This window comes from Ruegeria lacuscaerulensis, assembly GCF_013033355.1.
Lineage (GTDB): Bacteria > Pseudomonadota > Alphaproteobacteria > Rhodobacterales > Rhodobacteraceae > Ruegeria > Ruegeria lacuscaerulensis_A.
Map to the genome: position 1 here is coordinate 25,933 of NZ_WQDY01000003.1, position 20,556 is coordinate 46,488.

At 59.5% G+C, this 20,556-nt stretch carries 18 protein-coding genes; 9 read left to right on the forward strand and 9 right to left on the reverse strand.

The features are described 5' to 3' along the window. Positions 1–43: 43 nt before the first annotated feature. Complete coding sequence (gene prpE / locus GOW48_RS06235; RefSeq protein ID WP_170752286.1) at positions 44–1,936, reverse strand: propionate-CoA ligase PrpE; 1,893 nt, start codon at positions 1,934–1,936, stop codon at positions 44–46. Positions 1,937–2,216: 280 nt separating this feature from the next. Continuing rightward, positions 2,217–4,490: an NADP-dependent malic enzyme gene (locus tag GOW48_RS06240; RefSeq protein WP_170752288.1), complete on the reverse strand. Its 2,274-nt coding sequence runs from the start codon at positions 4,488–4,490 to the stop codon at positions 2,217–2,219. A gap of 185 nt (positions 4,491–4,675) precedes the next feature. Here GOW48_RS06240 and GOW48_RS06245 point away from each other — a divergent pair, with 185 nt between their 5' ends. The 7 genes from GOW48_RS06245 (at position 4,676) to upp (ending at position 11,017) form a co-directional block, all read left to right on the forward strand. Then, positions 4,676–5,344, forward strand: a complete 669-nt coding sequence (locus GOW48_RS06245) for a hypothetical protein (RefSeq protein WP_170756356.1) — start codon at positions 4,676–4,678, stop codon at positions 5,342–5,344. Then, positions 5,319–6,410, forward strand: a complete 1,092-nt coding sequence (locus GOW48_RS06250) for a cupin domain-containing protein (RefSeq protein ID WP_170752292.1) — start codon at positions 5,319–5,321, stop codon at positions 6,408–6,410. Before GOW48_RS06245 ends, GOW48_RS06250 begins: the two co-directional genes overlap by 26 nt. A gap of 89 nt (positions 6,411–6,499) precedes the next feature. Next, positions 6,500–6,886 (forward strand): cytidine deaminase, encoded by a 387-nt coding sequence (locus tag GOW48_RS06255; RefSeq protein ID WP_170752978.1) that lies wholly within the window; start codon positions 6,500–6,502, stop codon positions 6,884–6,886. 3 nt (positions 6,887–6,889) lie between these two features. Then, positions 6,890–8,197 carry a thymidine phosphorylase gene (locus GOW48_RS06260; RefSeq protein ID WP_170752294.1) on the forward strand — a complete coding sequence of 436 codons (1,308 nt, stop codon included), beginning with the start codon at positions 6,890–6,892 and terminating at the stop codon, positions 8,195–8,197. Continuing rightward, positions 8,194–9,405 carry a phosphopentomutase gene (locus GOW48_RS06265; RefSeq protein WP_170752296.1) on the forward strand — a complete coding sequence of 404 codons (1,212 nt, stop codon included), beginning with the start codon at positions 8,194–8,196 and terminating at the stop codon, positions 9,403–9,405. Before GOW48_RS06260 ends, GOW48_RS06265 begins: the two co-directional genes overlap by 4 nt. Beyond that, on the forward strand, positions 9,402–10,388 hold the full coding sequence (locus tag GOW48_RS06270; protein WP_170752298.1) for an adenosine deaminase: 987 nt from the start codon (positions 9,402–9,404) through the stop codon (positions 10,386–10,388). The genes GOW48_RS06265 and GOW48_RS06270 overlap by 4 nt, the downstream gene beginning before the upstream one ends. Further along, positions 10,385–11,017, forward strand: a complete 633-nt coding sequence (upp, locus tag GOW48_RS06275) for a uracil phosphoribosyltransferase (RefSeq protein WP_170354714.1) — start codon at positions 10,385–10,387, stop codon at positions 11,015–11,017. Before GOW48_RS06270 ends, upp begins: the two co-directional genes overlap by 4 nt. A gap of 6 nt (positions 11,018–11,023) precedes the next feature. Here upp and GOW48_RS06280 read toward each other — a convergent pair whose 3' ends face one another. Continuing rightward, positions 11,024–12,037, reverse strand: a complete 1,014-nt coding sequence (locus tag GOW48_RS06280; protein ID WP_170752300.1) for a hypothetical protein — start codon at positions 12,035–12,037, stop codon at positions 11,024–11,026. Between the two features lie 148 nt (positions 12,038–12,185). On the opposite strand from GOW48_RS06280, the gene GOW48_RS06285 reads away from it, so the two are divergent. Both GOW48_RS06285 and GOW48_RS06290 read left to right on the forward strand, forming a co-directional pair. Then, positions 12,186–13,121, forward strand: a complete 936-nt coding sequence (locus GOW48_RS06285) for a DMT family transporter (protein WP_170752302.1) — start codon at positions 12,186–12,188, stop codon at positions 13,119–13,121. Positions 13,122–13,144: 23 nt separating this feature from the next. After that, positions 13,145–13,777 carry a sulfotransferase family 2 domain-containing protein gene (locus GOW48_RS06290; RefSeq protein ID WP_331251868.1) on the forward strand — a complete coding sequence of 211 codons (633 nt, stop codon included), beginning with the start codon at positions 13,145–13,147 and terminating at the stop codon, positions 13,775–13,777. Between the two features lie 83 nt (positions 13,778–13,860). Here the strand turns inward: GOW48_RS06290 and GOW48_RS06295 are convergent, their stop codons facing one another. From GOW48_RS06295 to GOW48_RS06320, 6 genes are all read right to left on the reverse strand, one after another. Continuing rightward, positions 13,861–16,062 (reverse strand): 3-hydroxyacyl-CoA dehydrogenase NAD-binding domain-containing protein, encoded by a 2,202-nt coding sequence (locus GOW48_RS06295; RefSeq protein WP_170752306.1) that lies wholly within the window; start codon positions 16,060–16,062, stop codon positions 13,861–13,863. Next, positions 16,059–16,544: a cupin domain-containing protein gene (locus GOW48_RS06300; RefSeq protein WP_170354709.1), complete on the reverse strand. Its 486-nt coding sequence runs from the start codon at positions 16,542–16,544 to the stop codon at positions 16,059–16,061. The genes GOW48_RS06295 and GOW48_RS06300 overlap by 4 nt, the downstream gene beginning before the upstream one ends. Beyond that, entirely contained in the window at positions 16,544–17,755 is a 1,212-nt protein-coding gene (locus GOW48_RS06305) for an acetyl-CoA C-acetyltransferase (protein WP_170354708.1), read from the reverse strand. Before GOW48_RS06305 ends, GOW48_RS06300 begins: the two co-directional genes overlap by 1 nt. 10 nt (positions 17,756–17,765) lie before the next feature. Further along, complete coding sequence (locus GOW48_RS06310) at positions 17,766–18,404, reverse strand: glutathione S-transferase family protein (RefSeq protein ID WP_170354707.1); 639 nt, start codon at positions 18,402–18,404, stop codon at positions 17,766–17,768. Between the two features lie 79 nt (positions 18,405–18,483). Next, a complete protein-coding gene (locus tag GOW48_RS06315; RefSeq protein WP_170354706.1) occupies positions 18,484–18,696 on the reverse strand; it encodes a hypothetical protein in 213 nt (70 codons plus the stop codon). Between the two features lie 53 nt (positions 18,697–18,749). Next, positions 18,750–20,531 carry an acyl-CoA dehydrogenase C-terminal domain-containing protein gene (locus GOW48_RS06320; protein ID WP_170752307.1) on the reverse strand — a complete coding sequence of 594 codons (1,782 nt, stop codon included), beginning with the start codon at positions 20,529–20,531 and terminating at the stop codon, positions 18,750–18,752. Positions 20,532–20,556: the final 25 nt, after the last annotated feature.

Consider the following 20,556-nt stretch of genomic DNA (forward strand, 5'->3'; position numbering starts at 1 on the left):
GGCGGGTTGCAAGGGCAGGGGTGCAGCAGCGCTGCACTGTGCTCTATTTCTGGGCGTAGCCGAGTGTTTTCAGGGCGTCTGTGATCTCGTCCAGAATGGCCGGATCGTCGATGGTTGCGGGCGTTTTGTAGTCCTTGCTGTCGGCAATCGACACCATCGTCCCGCGCAAGATCTTGCCCGACCGCGTCTTGGGCAGGCGATCCACCACAACAGCCTGTTTGAAGGCTGCGACTGGGCCGATCTTGTCGCGTACCAGCTTAACCACATCCTGCACGACCTCACCGTGGTCACGATCACAACCTGCATTCAGGCAAAGGAAGCCAACCGGCATCTGGCCCTTCAACTGATCGGTTACGCCGATCACGGCGCATTCCGCTACGTCGGGGTGAGAGGCCAGAACCTCTTCCATACCGCCAGTAGACAGGCGGTGACCCGCGACGTTGATCACGTCATCGGTGCGGGCCATGATGTATAGGTACCCGTCCTCATCGATCATGCCCGCGTCGCCGGTTTCATAGTAGCCGGGGAAATGCTCAAGATATGCGCTTTTGAACCGTTCTTCAGCATTCCACAGTGTTGGCAAAGTGCCGGGGGGAAGGGGAAGCTTTACTGCGATGGCGCCCAACTCTCCGGCTTTCATGGGGTGGCCGCCTTCGTCCAGGATCTGCACGTCATAACCAGGCATCGGCTTGGCGGGTGACCCAAGTTTGATCGGCAGTTCCTCGATCCCAAGCGGGTTTCCTGCGATGGGCCAGCCGGTTTCAGTTTGCCACCAATGATCGATCACCGGTACTTTCAGTGCATCCTGCGCCCAGACGATCGTGTCCGGGTCAGCCCGCTCACCGGCAAGGTAAAGCGCGCCCAAATGGGACATGTCGTAGTTGTTGATCAGTTCACCTTGCGGGTCCTCGCGTTTGACCGCACGGATCGCTGTTGGCGCGGTGAAAAAGCTTTTGACCTTGTGTTCGGAAATAACGCGCCAGAACGTACCGGCGTCGGGTGTGCCCACCGGCTTGCCTTCGAACACGATCGTGGTGTTTCCGTGGATCAACGGCGCGTAACAAATGTAAGAGTGACCCACGACCCACCCCACGTCGGATGCTGCCCAGAACACGTCACCGGGGTCCACATTGTAGATATTCTTCATCGTCCAGTTCAGCGCCACCAAATGGCCTGCGGTGGGGCGAACGACACCTTTGGGCGCACCTGTCGTACCCGAGGTGTAGAGGATATAGGCCGGGTCGTTGCCGGCGACCGGAACACACTCGGCCGGTTCGACACCGTATTGGAAGCCATGCCAGTTGAAGTCGCGACCTTCAATCAGTTGTGCAACCTCTTGCTCGCGTTGGAAAATAACGCAGAAATCGGGTTTGTGCTCGGCCAAATCGATGGCCCCGTCCAATAGGGGTTTGTAGTGGACAACGCGCCCGGGCTCCATCCCGCACGAGGCGGCGATGATTGCTTTGGGTTTCGCATCGTCGATCCGAACAGCCAACTCGTTGCTGGCAAAGCCTCCAAAGACCACCGAATGTACGGCCCCAAGACGGGCGCAGGCTAGCATGGCCTCCAACGCTTCGGGGATCATGGGCATGTAGATAATGACCCGGTCGCCTTTTTCCACGCCCTTGGCCCGCAATGCACCGGCCAGCATCGCGACGCGATTGCGCAGCTCGACATACGAGATCTCGCGCTTGGTGTGAGTGATAGGACTGTCGTAGATAATCGCGGTCTGCTCGGCGCGTCCGTTTTCCACGTGGCGATCCACTGCGTTCCAGCATGTGTTGACTTGGGCGTCCGAGAACCATTCGTAGAGCGGAGCATTGTCGTCGAACAGGGCTTTGGTCGGTGGACGCACCCAGTCGATGCTTTTGGCGGCCTCCATCCAAAATTCCTCTGGGTTGGATTTCCAGCTGTCGAAAACGTCCTGGTAAGCCACGATAATCTCCTCCGATAGTTCAGTGCGCTTTGTGTAAAGTGGCCGAAGGGTAACGGACAAGCGACGCTTAAGTCGGAGCGTCACTTTATCGCAAAATATTTGCATATCTTTGGAAGTAGAGGTGCAAATTTTTGCAAATGCACTTTTTGGGCGCAGTAAGGTGGGTATCGTGGGGAATTTTTGCAAAGTTGCAAAGAGGGCTGAGCAAACAAGTCTCAGAATCATACCGGGCGCCTTAGCTGGCGCCCGGTTCGAATTATTGACAGATCAGGTTACACGACTACCCGTAGTGGGTAACGGGCGTACCCGCTATTGCGGCCATGTTCAGCAACCCACGCGCGGTGATTGATGGCGTCACGATATGGGCCTTGTTGCCCATCCCCATCAGGATCGGCCCAACCTCCAGCCCGTCCGCTTTCATTTTCAGAATGTTTCGCACGCCGCTGGCCGCGTCGGAATGCGCGAAGATCAACACATTCGCGGCACCATCCATGCGGGAATTCGGGAAGATGCGCGAGCGCAGCTCGGGGTCTAGCGCAAGGTCAAGATTCATCTCGCCCTCATAGGTAAAGTCACGCGGTTCCGAGTCCAGAATATCCAGCGCTGCCCGCAGACGTTTGCCTGACCCTTCCGCCTGATTGCCAAACTGGGATTGCGAGCAAAAGGCGATTTTGGGTTCAAGCCCAAAGCGGCGCACGTGACGCGCTGCCCCGATTGTGCTTTCGGCCAGTTCCTCGGGTGAGGGCAGTTGCCGAACATGAGTGTCAGCAATAAACAACGGCCCGTCTTCCAGGATCATCAGCGACAGCGCGCCGTGGGGACGTAAGTCTCCGTCGCTCAAGATTTGTTGCACATAATTCAAGTGCCAGCGGTACTCCCCAAAGGTTCCGCAGATCATACTGTCTGCATCGCCCCGATGCACGGCAATCGAGGCAATCGCAGTGTTGTTGGTCCGCATGATCGCCTTGGCCAGATCAGGCGTAACGCCACGGCGCTGCATCAGTCCGTGATATGTATTCCAATAATCATAATAGCGCGGGTCGTCTTGCGGGTTTACGATCTGGAAATCCTCACCCGGCCGGACGGTCAGACCCAGCCTTTCGCATCGGGCATCGATTACATCGGGACGACCGATCAGAATCGGGGTCTCGGTAGTTTCTTCCAAAATAGCTTGGGCTGCGCGCAGGACGCGCTCGTCTTCGCCCTCGGCAAAGACGATCTTGCGGGACGCGGCCGAGGCGGCCTCGAACACCGGTCGCATGATCAGCGCCGATTTGAAAACGGTTTGGTTGAGCTGTTCTTTATACGCTTCGATATCGGCAATCGGGCGTTTGCCCACACCGCTCGCCATAGCGGCCTTGGCCACCGAGGATGACACCACGCCCACAAGGCGCGGGTCAAAGGGTTTGGGGATCAGATAGTCGGGACCGAAGGTCAGTTGTTCGCCCTTATAGGCGGCCGCGGCCTCGGCGCTGGTGGTGGCGCGGGCCATTTCGGCGATACCGTCGACACAGGCGATCTGCATCTCATCATTGATCTCGGTTGCGCCAACATCCAGCGCGCCGCGGAAGATGAAGGGAAAGCACAGGACGTTGTTCACCTGATTGGGAAAGTCGCTGCGGCCCGTGGCGATGATTGCATCCGGCGCAACTTCGCGCGCGGCATCGGGCAGAATTTCCGGGTTCGGGTTGGCCAGCGCAAAGATGATCGGGCGGCTGGCCATTTTCGCGACCATCTCGGGCTTGAGCACATTCGGCCCGCTTAGGCCAAGGAACAGGTCCGCATCCCCGATCACGTCATCCAGCGTGCGCAGATCGGATTTCTGTGCGAACTGGTCCTTGTGCGGATTCATATCCTCGGCGCGGCCTTCGTAGACCAGACCGTGAATATCGCACAGCCAGATATTCTCGCGCTTGACGCCTAGCTTGACCAACATGGACAGGCAGGCAATCCCCGCCGCCCCGCCGCCGGTCGAGACGACTTTGATGTCTTCGAACGATTTGCCGGCAACGTGCAGCGCGTTCTTGGCGGCCGCCCCCACAACGATGGCAGTGCCGTGCTGGTCGTCGTGAAAAACGGGGATATTCATCCGCTCGCGGCAGATTTTCTCGACGACGAAGCAGTCGGGGGCTTTGATGTCTTCTAGGTTGATCGCACCAAAAGTGGGCTCTAACGCGCAGACGATATCAGCCAGCTTTTCGGGATCGGGCTGATCGACCTCGATATCGAAACAGTCGATACCCGCGAATTTCTTGAACAGAACGGCCTTGCCTTCCATCACTGGTTTTGAGGCCAGCGCACCGATGTTGCCCAGTCCCAAAACCGCCGTCCCGTTTGAGACCACCGCCACAAGGTTGCCGCGCGCCGTATAAAGCTCGGCATTTTGGGGGTCGGCCTTAATTTCAAGGCTCGCTTCGGCCACGCCGGGTGAGTAGGCGCGCGCCAAGTCGCGACCGTTGGCCATCGGCTTAGTGGCTTTGATCTCTAGCTTTCCGGGCTTTGGGTGGGCGTGGTAGTCAAGCGCGGCCTGCCGCAGGCTGGGGGTGTCAGACATTGGCGATTTATCTCCGTTCCGAAATTTGATTGACCGTTAAACCATTTTTTCCGGCTTGGCTACGTTACGTCATTTTGCAGCATGTTTTCGGCGACATGAGCGCGTGAGTTGCATTTCAATTCAAAGTAACTAGTTTCGAGCATCTTCGAAAACCTGTCTTTCAGACGCAAGAACAAAGGCCAGACATGAGCTTTAATGAGGATCTCCGGACTGGTTCCAAAGGGCATATTTACTTTGGGCTTCCTGCTGCTCTGGCCGCAATGGCGCTTGTGTTGGTCGTTATCTCTATCTGGCCGGAACAGGCATCGCGTTTCAACCAAGAGGGCGGCTTGATCGAGACTGGCTCGGCTTTTGCTTTGCTGGCGGCGGGCTTTGCAGCGTTTTACCGCTTTCCCGGCGTCAAGCGCCTGTACATCGGCGTCGTGTGTCTTCTGTTGGCCGAGCGCGAGCTTGAAGCGGATGTCTACTCGGTTGGAACCTTTCCTCATACGATCCTCAGTGGTTTGGACGTGATGCTGGACATGACTGCCGTGCGCATAGTGCTGGCGGTGATCGTGTTGGGTGGGTTGATCTGGCACGGTGTCCCGACGGGTTGGCGTGCTTTGAAGACACGCGCGCCGTTTTTGCTGGTGTTTTTCCTTGCGGGCATGTCGGCAGTGGTCGCCCAACTGCTGGAAGAGGTGTCCGGGATGTTGGGCGCGGATATTTCGCAAACCATGATACTGCGCCTGTTTGTGCTGGAAGAAACGCTTGAGATGTTCTTTTCGGTTGGCATTCTGGCCGCTGTTCTGATCGGATGGCCGAAAGCCAAGACCGAAGAGACAGTGAATGACCAACAACCAGACCAAAGCTGAGATTCGTCTGCCCACGCAGGAGCTGCGCGACGATATCCCCTTTTTTACCAAGGTGCTGGGGATGCGGATGGATATGATCTATCCCGCCGATGACCCTCGGGTGGCGGTGTTTTCCGGCCATGGGCTGCGGTTGCGTGTCGAAAAGGACGCGCCGGAAAGTCCCGGAACTCTGCGCATACTGACCGATGACCCCGACAGCTTTGCCGACGGTCAGCGCAGCCTAGTGGCCCCGAACGGAACAAAGGTCGAGATTGATGAGCTGAATCCGCCCATGGTCATGCCCGAGACCGTTCATTCCTTCGTTGTGCGCAGGCTCAAGGATCAGGCCCCGTGGATCATTGGTCGCGCCGGCATGCACTATCGTGATCTGGTGCCTGACCGGCTGGGCGGATCGATCATCGCCAGCCATATCCGCATTCCTGATGGCGGGCCTGTGCCGGACATGGTGCATTTCCACAAGGTCGGGTTCCAACTGATCTTCTGCATCCACGGCTGGGTGGATGTGGTCTATGAAGATCAGGGCGACAAGATGCGCCTGACTGCTGGCGATTGCTTTATCCAACCGCCCGAAATCCGTCACCGCGTGCTTGAGGCCTCGGACAATGTGCAGGTGATCGAGATCGGCGTGCCTGCCGAGCACGTCACCGAGATTGATCACGATATGGACCTACCCACCCCGCACTACCGCCCGGATCGGGAATGGCAGGGGCAGAAGTTCGTCTTCAATCAGGCCGAGGGCTCGGATTGGGTGCCGTTCCGCCTGCCGGGCTATATCTGCCGCGACACCACGATTGCGGAAAACACCAAGGGCGTGGCCGGGGTGCAGGTGGTGCGCAAAGGGCAGGGTGATCCGCAATGGGCTGCCCATGACACAGATATCCATTTCACCTTTGTAATGAACGGCGCGGTCACGTTAGAGGGTGGAGGGCGCGAGCCATACCCGCTGGAACAGGGCGACGCGTTTGTGATCCCTCCGGGGATGCGGACGCGCCTGTCGGACCCGTCGGATGATGTGGAACTGCTTGAAGTAACGCTGCCCGGCACGTTCAACACACGGCTGGAGTAAGAATTGCGGCGCGCGGGGCTTCACCTTGGTGCCTCGTTTCACTAGAACAGTATTTTTCTGACCAGATGATCAAAAATTGGGGAATCGCCATGAGCCTGAAAGACGCAGCCCTCTTAGTCCGCGAAAACGCCTATGCACCCTATTCCAATTTCAAGGTCGGAGCGGCGATCCGATCTGCCTCGGGCGAGATTTATTCCGGATGCAATGTCGAAAACGTGGCCTATCCCGAAGGCACCTGCGCTGAAGCAGGGGCGATTGCCGCCATGGTTGCCGCAGGTGAGCAGGAACTGACCGAGGTTTATGTGGTTGCCTCATCGCCTCAGCCCGTACCGCCCTGTGGGGGGTGCCGTCAGAAACTGGTTGAGTTTGGCAAGCGCGAGGTCAAGGTGACGCTGGCCTCGGTCGAAGGGTCTGAGACGGAAACCACCATCGGCGATCTGCTGCCGGGGGCCTTTGGCGCCTCGCATATGGAGTGAGCTATGGACGCCCGTTCGATCAACGCCAAGCTGCGCCGCGGTCAGGTGCCCACGGCCGAGGAACTGCGCTGGTTCGCGCAAGGTCTGGCTGATGGTGGCGTCAGTGATGCGCAGGCTGGGGCTTTTGCGATGGCCGTCTGTATGGGCGGTCTGGGCGCGCAGGGCCGCGCTGACCTGACGGTTGCAATGCGCGACAGCGGCGACGTTCTGACATGGGACGTGGATGGCCCGGTGATCGACAAACACTCGACCGGAGGGGTGGGAGATAGTGTCAGTCTGGTGCTTGCGCCTGCACTGGCTGAGATGGGGGCCTATGTCCCGATGATCTCGGGTCGTGGGTTGGGCCATACCGGTGGGACGCTGGACAAGCTTGAGTCGATTCCGGGCGTGACCACTCAGATCAGCGAAGATCGTCTTGCGCAGATTTTGCGCGAAACCGGCGCGGCCATAGTTGGTGCAACGGGGCAGATCGCCCCTGCGGACAAGCGGCTCTATGCGATCCGCGATGTGACGGCGACCGTGGAAAGCCTGGACCTGATCACCGCTTCGATCCTGTCCAAGAAGCTGGCCGCCAGCCCTGATGCTCTGGTGCTGGATGTCAAGGTGGGCAGCGGCGCGTTTATGAAAACCCACGAAGATGCGCGCAATCTGGCACAGGCCCTGACCCAGACGGCGAATGCTGCAGGCTGCCGGACCTCGGCGGTGATCACGGATATGAACCAACCTCTGGCCCCGGCGCTGGGCAACGCGTTAGAGATCTGCGAGGTCATGAAAGCCATGACCGGCGGGCGCAATACGCCCTTGGCCGAAATCTCGGCCGAGTTGGGCGGCGTGCTGCTGGTGGATGCCGGGATGTGCGCAACCTTGGATGAGGGGCGCGAGAAACTGGCCGAAATTATCCGCTCTGGCCGCGCGGCCGAAAGGTTCGGGCGCATGATGGCCGCCGTCGGCGCGCCACTGCATTTCGTCGACAACTGGTCGCGGTACTTGCCCGAAGCCAGCGTGATTCTTGAAGTTCCTGCGCCAAGCACGGGCTATGTCACTGCGATGGATGGCGAAGCGTTGGGACTGGCCGTCGTTGCGCTGGGCGGCGGGCGGCAAGTTGAAAGCGACGTGATCGACCCCGCCGTGGGGATTTCCAATATCGTCCGACTGGGCGACAAGCTGGACAAAGGTACGCCGTTGGCCGTGATCCACGCCGCGCGCGAGGACGCGGCGCAACAGGCGGCGCAAGCCGTCTTGCAAGCAATCAGTCTCGGGCCGGACAGCCCCTCGCTGCCGGGGATCGTGCATGAAAGGATCACCGCATGACCCGCGCGTTTCTGGTCGTGATGGACTCGGTCGGTATCGGTGGCGCGCCGGATGCGGATCACTTTTTCAACGGCGATCGGCCCGATACCGGGGCCAACACGCTGGCACACATCGCGCAGGCCTGCGCCGAGGGGCGGGCCGAGGATGGGCGCTCGGGCCCGCTGCATTTGCCTCATCTGGATGCGTTGGGGCTGGGGGCGGCGACCCGTTTGGCCTCGGGCGCAGACACGCCGGGGCTGCGGGCGGAACCGACCGGCCTGTGGGGCTGCGCGCGGGAACATTCGCCGGGTAAGGACACGCCCTCGGGCCATTGGGAACTGGCCGGGCTGCCGGTGCCTTGGGACTGGCACTATTTCCCGGATACGCAGCCAGCCTTTCCCGCCGACCTCAGCCGGGCCGCCGCCGAGGCTGCAGGAACCGACGGCATATTGGGCAATTGCCACGCCTCGGGTACGGCTATCATTGCAGACCTGGGCGCCGAACATCTGCGCACCGGCTGGCCGATCTGCTATACCTCGGCTGACAGCGTGTTCCAGATCGCCGCGCATGAGGAGCATTTCGGCCTAGACCGATTGCTGGAAATGTGCCGAACTCTGGCCCCGCGCTTGCACGAGATGAAAGTGGGCCGGGTCATCGCGCGACCATTCGTGGGAACGCCGGAACAGGGCTTCACCCGCACCACCAACCGCAAGGATTTCGCCATCCTGCCGCCTGCGCCGGTTCTGACCAACTGGGCGCAGGATTCCGGGCGGCGCGTGCATGCGGTCGGCAAGATCGGTGATATCTTCTCGATGCAGGGGATCGACACGCTGCGCAAAGGCTCGGACGCCGAGCTAATGCGTCACCTCTCCGATCTGGTCGATGAGGCGGAAGAGGGCAGCCTGATCTTCGCCAATTTCGTGGAGTTCGACAGCCTGTACGGCCACCGCCGCGACATCAGCGGCTATGCCCGCGCGTTGGAATGGTTTGACCGTGAAATCGGCGCAATCATCGCCCGTCTGCGGCCTGGAGACTTGATGCTGCTGACCGCCGACCACGGCAATGACCCCAGCTGGATCGGCACCGACCATACGCGCGAACAGGTGCCCGTTCTGATCGCCGGGCGAGGCGCGGGCCAGGTCGGCGCAGTGAATTTCACCGATATTGCGGCTAGCATCGCACACCACCTGAACATCCCGGCGCAGGGGCCGGGGCGGAGTTTTCTATGAGCGTCGCAGACCTTCCCAAAATCGAATTGCACCTGCACCACGAAGGCGCGGCCCCGCCCGCCTTTATCCGGCAGTTGGCCCATGAAAAGCGCATCGACCTGAGCGGGATTTTCAAACCCGACGGCAGCTATGATTTCCGCGATTTCGCCCATTTCCTCAGCGTGTATGAGGCCGCCTGCGAAGTGCTGAAATCGCCCGAGGATTTCCGCCGCCTGACACTGGCCATCCTCGAAGAAAGCGCGGCGAACGGAGTGGTTTATTCGGAAACCTTCCTCAGCCCCGATTTCTGCGGCGGCGGAGACCTGCACGCCTGGCGCGACTACCTGACCGCCATTCAGGACGCGGCGGATGAGGCCGAGCGCAAATACGACATCACCCTGCGTGGGGTCGTGACCTGTGTGCGCCATTTCGGTCCTGAAAAAGCAAAGCTCAGCGCCCATTGTGCAGCGGAAACCGCTGGTGATTGGATCACCGGCTTTGGCATGGGCGGGAACGAGGCTATGGGAGCTCAGGGGGACTATAAGTGGTCCTTTGACTGCGCCCGCGAGGCTGGTCTGCGCCTGACCACGCATGCCGGAGAGTTTGGTGGCCCCGAAAGCGTGCGTGATGCTATTCGAGACTTGCGTGTGGAACGTGTGGGCCACGGCGTGCGCGCCGCCGAAGACCCAGACCTGATCCGCGAGATTGTGGACCGCGACATCACGCTTGAGGTCTGCCCCGGCTCGAACGTGGTGCTGGGGCTATACCCGGATTTCGCGGCGCATCCGATTGCCAAATTGCGCGATGCGGGTGTGAAGGTCACAATTTCCACGGACGATCCGCCGTTTTTCCACACCACAATGCGGCGTGAATATGAGATGTTGAGCAAGGCGTTCGGCTGGGATGTTGAAGTTTTTGCCGCGCTGAACGAAACCGCACTGAACGCGGCTTTTTGCGATGAAGAGACCCGCGCGCGGGTCAAGACAAGACTGGAGAGAACATGAGCGAACACCTGACCGTCGTTGACCACCCGCTGGTGCAGCACAAACTAACGCTCATGCGGGACAAGGGCACCTCGACCGCCAGCTTCAGGCAGTTGCTGCGCGAGATCACTCAGCTGCTTGCCTATGAGGTCACGCGTGAGATGCCGCTGACCACCCGCCATATCGAAACTCCGATGGAGGAGATGGACGCCCCCATCCTGGCTGGTAAGAAGCTGGCGCTGGTGTCGATCCTGCGGGCCGGAAACGGGATGCTGGATGGGGTGCTGGAGCTGGTGCCCTCGGCCCGCGTGGGTTTTGTCGGCCTCTACCGCGATGAGGAAACGCTGAAACCCGTTCAGTACTATTTCAAAGCGCCCGAGGGGCTGAAAGACCGTCTGGTCATCGCGGTTGATCCGATGCTGGCCACCGGTAACAGTTCGGCCGCGGCGATTGATCTGCTGAAAGAGGCGGGTGCCACCGATATCCGATTCCTGTGCCTGCTGGCTGCCCCCGAAGGCGTTGCGCGGATGAAAGAGGCGCATCCGGACGTGCACATCGTAACGGCGTCACTGGACCGAGAGCTGAATTCAAAAGGCTATATCATGCCCGGCCTCGGCGACGCGGGCGACCGTATGTTCGGCACCAAGTAAGTCGGATCATCCGCCGCAGATATTCTGCAGCCGGACCCAATCGCGGTCCGGCAGGACCTGCTGTTGGGGACGGCCTGCCATTGGGTCAGCCTCGATCAGGCCCAACACCGTCTCACCGGTTACATCCTTGGCATAGGCAAAAGGTGTCGAGGGCAGAGCGGCTTGGGCAAAGACCTCCAGCAGGTCATCATCCGGCAGGGAAGGGCGGGGCTCTGACAGGACCTCTTCGGTATAGGCATCCACGATGTCGGGCGTCAGTTCGCCGGTTGTCAGCAGTCTAAAGGCAGTGCCCGCTCCGGTGCGGTTCAGCAGATCCTCAAGCGGATCCTGTGCCTGCATTCGTGCGCGTTCTGCAATGATGTACCCGGCGGCAACCGAGGGGTCCTCGTGATCTTCGACTAGCGCCCGGTTTAACAACACGATCCCGCCCGGCAGGCTGAGACTGCTTTGCACGCCCGCCGGAAGGATGACGACTTCGCGTACACCTGTGCGTGCGGCCAGTTGATCTAACGCCTCTTGCGCATCTTCGGACGCGCAGGCCCGCCCGGATACGCGCTCGATCCGGTCAAGGATTGCACCACCGATATCTTGCCGTTTGATCTCGGGAACAACCGAGACCACGTGGTTCTGAAGCGCAAACGGAACCCAAAGCAAAAGCAAGGCCAGAACAGCGACAATGACACCCGCAACGCTGAGCCACCGCAAACGCCCGGGATGCGGGCGCGCGCGGTCGATGGCGCGTTGCAAACGGTCTATCGCCTCGATCATTGTGGTTTCGGTTTCTTCCAGCTCCAGCGTCTCGTCCGGGTCGCCATCGGGGTTGAAGACCGCCGGATAACCACCCGGATTCTGCCGTTCCAGCGCCGCCAGGGACCAATGTGTCAGCGCCTTGTCATTGAAATCCGAGATCGTCAGTGTGGCTTCGCCGATGGAAACCACGACCTCGCGCCGTTGAACGTCGGGCGAAGGACGCCACAGACCGGTGGCCTCGATCCGTTGGTACTGTTTCAGGGCCGTCATCACGGTGAGAACTGCTCATTATTGATTGAGGTCAGTTTAGCACGCAAAAATCCAGTGGCGCAAACCTGTTGCGCCTGGTTCTGTAAATGTGCTGGATGGTGCAGGGCCTTGGGGGCAAGGCTTTATTGGTTTAACAACAAGGCATACCATGTCGCCCGACACGCAGACCTCACCGATCTTGGCCTCGATCCTGATGATAAGCTCGATGGCGATCATTGGGGTGGTGGATAATGTTGTGATCTTGTTGGCCGAGACGATCGGCCTTTGGCAGTTCCACCTAAGCCGCGCCGCGTTGATGCTGCCGTTGATCGTAGGATTGTCGCTATTGGGTTTCGGGAAGTTGCGCCCAAATCGTCTGGGGCCTGTGATGTTGCGCAGTGTGCTGATCACGTTGGCGATGTTGTTCTATTTTGGCGCGTTGGCCCTGATGCCCATTGCACAGGCCTTGGCGGGGCTGTTTACCTCGCCGATCTTTGTGCTTCTGATATCGACGCTGGCGCTGGGGCAAAAGATCGGGCCCTGGCGTATTTTCGCTGTTTTTCTGGGGTTCACCGGCATTCTATGCGTGCTGCAACCGAACCCGTATGAGTTCGATGTAAAGACGCTGCTACCTGTCGCCGGGGGGCTGTTCTATGCGCTGAGCGCTGTCATCACGCGCAGTCACTGCGCAGGGGAAAGCACGGTCGCTCTTTTAGCGGCCATGGTCGTCACTTTGGGGTTGGCGGGGGCAACGGGTGTGATCGCCTTGACGGTGTTTCCGCTGGCATCGCCCGAGGGGCCGGATGGGTTCGTCACACGCGGATGGGTTTGGCAGATTCAACCGGCAATCCCCTGGATCGTCGTTCAGGCCGTTGGATCGACAATCGCCGTTTTCATGCTGATCAAAGCCTATCAGATCGGAGAGCCGTCCTATGTCGCGGTATTCGAATACTCGGTCATGATTTTTGGCCCCCTGTTCGCCTGGCTTGCCTTCGGCCAGTCGGTCGGCGTCATGCAGATCGCAGGGATTGTCCTGATCGCGACGGCGGGCGCCGTATTGGGCTGGAGAGCCGGGCGCACATCCCCCGAGAACGCCATCGCATGATCATTTCCAGGGGTCGGCGATACGTGTTTGTTCATATCCCCAAAAGCGGAGGGACATCGCTGTCTTTGGCTTTGGAAGACCGGGCTATGAAAGATGACATCCTTGTGGGCGATACACCCAAGGCGCTGCGACGCCGCAAGCGGTTAAAGGCGATGACGGGCGCAGAACGTCTCAGGAAACACGGCGTTTTGTCTGATATCGACGGGATAGTATCTGCGGACGAACTTCGGTCGATGTTCACCTTCACTCTGGTTCGGAATCCTTGGGACCGGATGGTCAGCTACTATCACTGGTTAAGGGATCAAACCTTCGAACACCCGGCAGTCGGCCTGGCCCGCAAACTGCCGTTCACAGAGTTCGTTCTGCACGCTGATACAGCGCAGTCTTGCGCAGCCAACCCGGCACGACGCTATATGACTCTGGCGAACGGCGTCGAGCACTGCAGCGCGTATATCCGTTTGGAACAGTTCGAGAAAGACGCCGAGCCTTTGTTCGAACATCTCGGGTTTAGGCTGTCGCTGCCACAATCGAACCGTTCAGACCGTGTGGCAGATTACCGAGGTTATTTCACGCCAAAGACGCGCGCCGCTGTTGCTGCGACGTGTGCCGAAGATATCGAAAGGTTCGGCTACGGCTTTGATGATTTCGGGATATGATCACGGGTTGATTTGACGTCAACATTGCGCCAACCCGCAGACAGGAAAACTGGCGCATGCAGAACATGCGCCAGTTTTTTAGTTCAGGCTGCTTTCGCTTCGGGGTCGAAGCGGCCGTAGAAGGTCTGGCCTTTCTCGGCCATCTCGCGCAGCAGCGGCGGGCAGGCGAACCGATCGCCATATTTCGCCGTCAGTTGGTCGCAACGCTCGGCCGCATAAGGTGCGCCGATGATGTCGACCCAGCTGAGCGGACCACCGGACCAGGGCGCAAAGCCCCAAGCCAGGATCGCGCCAACATCGGCCTCGCGGATGTCTTCCACTACGCCTTCTTCCAGCGCACGGACGGCTTCCAGAACCTGAGCGAACATCAGGCGTTCCTGAACTTCGATCAGATCGGGCTGGTCCTCGGCCAGCGGGAATTTGTCCTGCAGACCTTTCCAGTATCCCTGACGCTTGCCCTTTTCGTCATAGTCAAAGAAACCGGCCTTGGACTTGCGGCCCAGACGCCCCTGTTCTTCCATCCAGAAGATCAGATCGTCGGCGCTGCTTGCCGGATAGGCATTGCCCATCGCGGCCTTGGTGGCGCGGGCGATCTTGGCGCCCAGATCGATCGAGGTTTCATCGGTCAGGGTAATTGGTCCCACCGGGAAGCCCAGCTGACGTGCGGCGTTGTCGACCAGCACGGGGCTGACACCTTCGGTCACCATACGGGCGCCTTCGTTCAGGTAGGGGATGATGCAACGGTTGCAGTAGAAGAACCGCGCGTCGTTGACCACGATGGGCGTTTTGCGGATCTGGCGCACATAATCCAGCGCTTTGGCAACCGCACGATCACCAGTTTCCTTGCCCTTAATGATCTCGACCAGCAGCATCTTCTCGACCGGCGAAAAGAAGTGGATACCAATGAACTGATCAGGGCGCACGCTGGCCTTGGCCAGATCGGTGATCGGCAGGGTCGATGTGTTCGAGGCAAAGATGCAGTCGTCCGAGATAATCGCCTCGACCTTTTTGGTCATGTCGGCTTTGACGGCGGGGTCTTCGAACACGGCTTCGATGATCAGGTCACAGCCTTTCAACTTTTCCAGATCAGGTGTTGGAGTGATCAGGCCCAGCATGACGTCTTTCTTGTCTTCTGAGATCTTCCCCCGCTTGACCGACTTGTCCAGATAGGTCTCGGAATATGCTTTCCCTTTGTCCGCGGCGGCCTGATCGCGGTCAATCAGGACAACCTCCATACCGGCTTGGATCGAGACCAGCGCGATACCGGCCCCCATCATGCCTGCACCCAGAACACCGACTTTCCTAACCGACTGATCGGGGATTCCGGCAGGGCGCACGGCGCCTTTGTCCAGCGCCTCTTTGTTCAGGAACAGCGAGCGGATCATTGCACCTGATGACGGGTTCATCAGCACAGTGGTGAACCAGCGAGCCTCGATCCGCAGGGCGGTGTCGAAATCGACCAGCGCGCCTTCATAAACCGCGCTCAGCAAAGCCTTGGCTGCCGGGTAAGCACCCTGAGTTTTGCCGTGCACCATCGCAGATGCACCGACGAAGTTCATGAAACCGGCTGGGTGGTAGGGGGCACCACCGGGCATCTTGTACCCTTTGGCGTCCCAAGGTTTGACCAGATCAGTCTCCTTGGCGTTCAAAACCCACTCTTTCGCGGCGGCCATGGGGTCGGCGGCGATCTCGTCAATATAGCCAGCACCTTTGGCTTTTTTGACGTCCAGCATCTTGCCTTCCAGCAACAGCGGAGCTGCAGCAATCGTACCCATCTTGCGGATCATGCGCGTGGTGCCGCCCGCACCGGGGAAGATGCCGACCATGATTTCCGGCAGGCCGTATTTGGCTTTGGGATCTTCACCAGCAAAGATGCGGTGAGTCGACAGGGGCAGTTCCATGCCGATCCCGGCGGCGGTGCCGGGCAGAACGGCTGCAATCGGCTTGCCTCCCTTCTTGGTTTTGAAGTCCATGCCCGCCAATTCAATCTTACGCAGCAGGGCGTGAATTTTCATCGTGCCTTCGAACAGGCCCTTGGCGGGATCGTCACCGGCCTCTTCCTTCATGACGGCCAACAGGTTCAGGTCCATGCCGCCGGCAAAGGAACCCTTCTTGCCCGAGGTGATGATGATGCCTTTGATCTCGTCATCGGCCAGCGCCTGATCGATGCAGGCGTCCAGTTGCGTCAGTCCGTCAAAGGACATCACGTTCATTGATTTGCCGGGAACATCCCAGGTAATCGTGCCGACGCCGTCGGCGTCTTTGGTCAGGGTAAACTCGGTCATCCGTCGTCTCCAATCTGGTCAGCCGTCAGCGGGCTGCCGTCTTTCCGGGTGAAGGATTCGCCATCTGCGTCGTCCTTCACCATCATGTCGATATCGCTATAAAAGCCGGTCTCGGTCGGGGTCCGCGTGCCCACCACCAGAAAGGTCGCGGGCGCATCGGTTTTGTTTACAAGGTGGTGGCCGTTGGGCTCACCTGCGGGCCAGGCCGCACAATCACCGGGCTGCATCTCATGCTCACCATCGTCGTCGATCAGGGTGCAGATGCCGGAAAGCACAATGGCGAACTCGTCCTGCTCCATGTGGTAGTGCCGCAGCGAGGACATCCCCGCAGGCTCCAACCGCACGATGTTGACCCCATATTGGGTCAGACCGCCCGCATCCCCCAGCCGCTGAACGAAACGACCTGCGGTCGCCTCGGCCAGCTTGCCAGGATAGGACGATCCCCCAATAAACGGGATCTGAGAGAGATCCAGCTTGGGCATCAGACCCGCTCGATGATGGTCGCGGCACCCATGCCCGACGCAATGCAGAGCGTGGCCAGACCGGTTTCTTTGTCCTGCCGCTCCAGCTCGTCCAACAGAGTACCGATGATCATCGCGCCAGTTGCACCCAGCGGGTGACCCATCGCAATCGAGCCGCCATTGACGTTAACCAGCTCTGGGTCCACATCAAATGCTTGCTGGAACCGCAACACGACCGAAGCGAAGGCTTCGTTCACTTCGAACAGGTCTAAATCCGAAATCTGCATGCCGTTGTCGGCCAAGATTTTCTGGGTCACCGGAACCGGGCCAGTCAGCATGATGGTCGGGTCCAAACCGATCTTGGCAGTGGCCTTGATCCGTGCGCGCGGTTTGATGCCGTGCTTTTCACCGAATTCCTTGTTGCCGATCAGAACGGCCGCAGCCCCGTCCACGATGCCCGAGCTGTTGCCCGCGTGGTGGATGTGGTTGATCTTTTCCAGGTGCGGGTATTTCAGCAGGGCGACTTTGTCGAAGCCCGGCATCTGCTCGCCCATCATCTGGAAGGCGGGGTTCAGGCCGCCGAGGCTCTGCATGTCGGTGCCGGGGCGCATGTATTCGTCATGGTCCAGAATGGTCAGGCCGTTGCGGTCTTTGACGGGGACAATCGACTTGGCAAAGCGGCCTTCTTCCCACGCCTGCGCGGCGCGGCGCTGCGACTCCATCGCCAGCTGGTCTGCCTGATCGCGGCTGAAGCCGTATTCGGTCGCGATGATGTCCGAGGAAATCCCCTGCGGCACGAAATACGTGTCCATCGCCAGCGACGGATCAACGGCAATCGCCGCACCGTCCGACCCCATGGCCACGCGGCCCATCATCTCGACGCCGCCGGCGATGTAGCCGTCACCGGCACCGCCTTTGATCTGGTTGGCGGCCAGGTTCACAGCTTCCATGCCCGAGGCGCAGAAGCGGTTGATGGCCAGACCGGGGATCGATTCATCCAAATCCGATGCCAGAACTGCAGAACGGGCCAGACAGCCGCCCTGTTCCATCACCTGCGTGACGTTGCCCCAGATCACGTCTTCAACGGCGTGGCCTTCCAGGTTGTTACGCTCTTTCATTGCGTTAAGGGCGACGGCGGACAGTCGCACCGAGGTTACCTCGTGCAGGCTGCCATCCTTGCGGCCCTTTCCGCGCGGTGTGCGCAGGGCGTCATAGATGTAAGCTTCGGTCATGATGCTCTCCTTAAGCTCGATCCGGCACTTGGCCGGGCATCAGGTCGTAGGGGTGTTGCCAACCCGGCTGTTCAGACAGCCGCGTCAGCCATTTGTCGATATTGGGCCATTCGGAACGGTCAAAACCGAAGGGCTCGGGGTAATACAGGTATCCGCAGCAGCTGAGATCGGCGTTAGTCACGCCGTCGCCCACGATCCAGTCGCGGCCATCCAGATGTGCGTTCAGAATTTGATAGGCCGACTTCAAACGGCCCTGATTAAAGGCAATGACGTCAGCATTCCGATGCTCTGCGGGAAGGAAATTCATCAAAAATCGTGTCATTCCAGCTCCTGAGCTGAGCTTGTGATTGTCCCACAAAACCCAGCGCAGAACTTCGTACCGCTCAGCGTGAGAATTACCACCAAACTTTCCGGTCTTTTCGGTCACATACGCTTGAATGGCACCAGACTGGCTGGTGCTGAAATCACCGTCCACCAAGACGGGCGCTTCGCCCATCGCGTTGACATTCGCCCTGTATTCCGGTGTGCGGGTCTGGCCGTTAAAGAAATCAACTTCGATTGGCTCCCAGTCCAACCCGGACATCTCCAAAGCCAGCGCAGCCTTGTAAGAGTTTCCGCTGACGCTGAAACAGTGCAGTTTGATGGTCATCCTTAGCCTCCCTTGACGTATGCCCGACCGAGTGGTGCCGTTGGCTTTCGCCCGCCCTTTGTCGGGCGGTCGCGGTTCTTTAACGTTTGCGCGCTTCGAGTTCCGAATTGAAGATACGCAAGCGGTGCGTCAGGTTCTCCTCGTGAATGACGCTGTTGAAGTTTTCAAACAGGAAAGACAGTGCTTCGCCTTCGTCCAGACCGGCCTCGCGGGAAAAGGCCCTGAGGCGGCGATATCCATCTTCGGTCATGGCAACCGGGAAACGGCGGGTCAGTCGAAAACGTTTCGGCATGTCTATCCTTTCGAAAACCCGGCTGCGGGAACAGCCCCGCAGCCGGTTTCAGATCAGAAGCTTGCCGCCTCGAGCGCCATGACGGTGTCGGCACCGGTCTGAATGCGTGCAAGGTGCAGCGCAGTAGCCGGCAGGCGACGGGCCATGTAGAACTGACCGGTGGCAATCTTGGTCTCGTAGAACTCGGTATCCGAGGTGCCGCCGTCAAGGGCTGCATAAGCCGCTTTTGCCATTTGTGCCCACATCAGGCCCAGGCAGACATGGCCGAACATGTGCATGAAGTCGTTCGAACCGGCCAGCGCGTGGTTGGGGTTCTTGGCGCCGTTCTGCATGAAGTACATGCCAGCTGCCTGCAGATCCTTCGAGGCCGCCTTGAGCGGTTCGATGAACGCCTTGTCCAGCGCTTCGTTCTGGCCACCGTTTTCCTTGCAGAAATTCTTGACCATCTCGAAGAAGGCCATCACGTGCTTGCCGCCATCCGTGGCCAGCTTACGACCCACAAGGTCCAGCGCCTGAACGCCGTTTGCACCCTCATAGATCATCGCGATGCGGGCGTCGCGGGTATACTGCGACATGCCCCATTCCTCGATATAACCGTGGCCGCCGTAGACCTGCTGTGCCTTGACGGTCATGTCATAGCCTTCATCGGTCAGGAAACCCTTGATGACCGGCGTCAGCAGCGAGATCAGGCCGTCCGCATCCTTGTCATGCGAGCGATGCGCCTTGTCGATCATCGTGGCCCCCCACAGGGCAAACGCACGCGCGCCTTCGGTAAAGCTTTTCTGATCCATCAGGCTGCGACGGATGTCGGGGTGGACGATCAGCGGATCGGCCGGACCATCGGGGTTCTTGGCGCCGGTTACATCACGACCCTGCAGACGGTCCTTGGCATATTCTACCGCGTTCTGATAGGCAGCCTCGGCCTGTGCCAGGCCCTGCATACCTACACCCAGACGCGCTTCGTTCATCATTGTGAACATGGCACGCATACCTTTGTGCAGATCGCCCAGCAGGAAGCCGGTGGCTTCGTCATAGTTCATCACACAGGTCGAGTTGCCGTGGATGCCCATTTTCTCTTCGACCTTGCCGACCGAAACGCCGTTGCGTTCGCCCAGCGAGCCGTCTTCGTTGACGATGAACTTGGGCACGATGAACAGCGATACGCCCTTGATGCCCTCGGGGCCGCCGGGGATCTTGGCCAGAACCAGATGGATGATGTTGTCGGCCATGTCGTGGTCACCGGCCGAGATAAAGATCTTCTGACCCGACACCTTATAGCTGCCATCGTCCTGCGGTTCGGCCTTGGTGCGCATCAGGCCCAGATCGGTGCCGCAATGCGGCTCGGTCAGGTTCATGGTGCCGGTCCACTCGCAGCTGACCATGTTGGGCAGGTAGGTGGCTTTTTGCTCGTCGGTGCCGTGGGCCAGAATGGCCGAGGCCGCGCCATGGGTCAGGCCCTGATACATGGTGAACGCCTGGTTCGAGGATGAGAACATCTCACCCACCGCGCTGCCGATCACGTAGGGCATGTTCTGGCCGCCGAACTCTTCGGGCATGTCCAGACCGGTCCAGCCACCTTCTTTGACTTGCTCGAAAGCGTCTTTGAACCCTGTAGGGGTGTAAACGACACCATTTTCGTGGCGAACGCCTTCAGTATCGCCAACCACGTTCAGCGGATGCAGAACGTTTGATGAAATCTTGCCTGCTTCTTCCAGCACGGCAGCGGTGAAATCCGCGTCCAGTTCGTCGTAACCGGGAATGTCCGATCCCGATACGTTCAGCACTTCGTGCAGGATGAATTGCATGTCTTTGGTTGGCGCGTTGTAGACGGGCATTTGAAGCTCCCTTTAAAATTCGAAT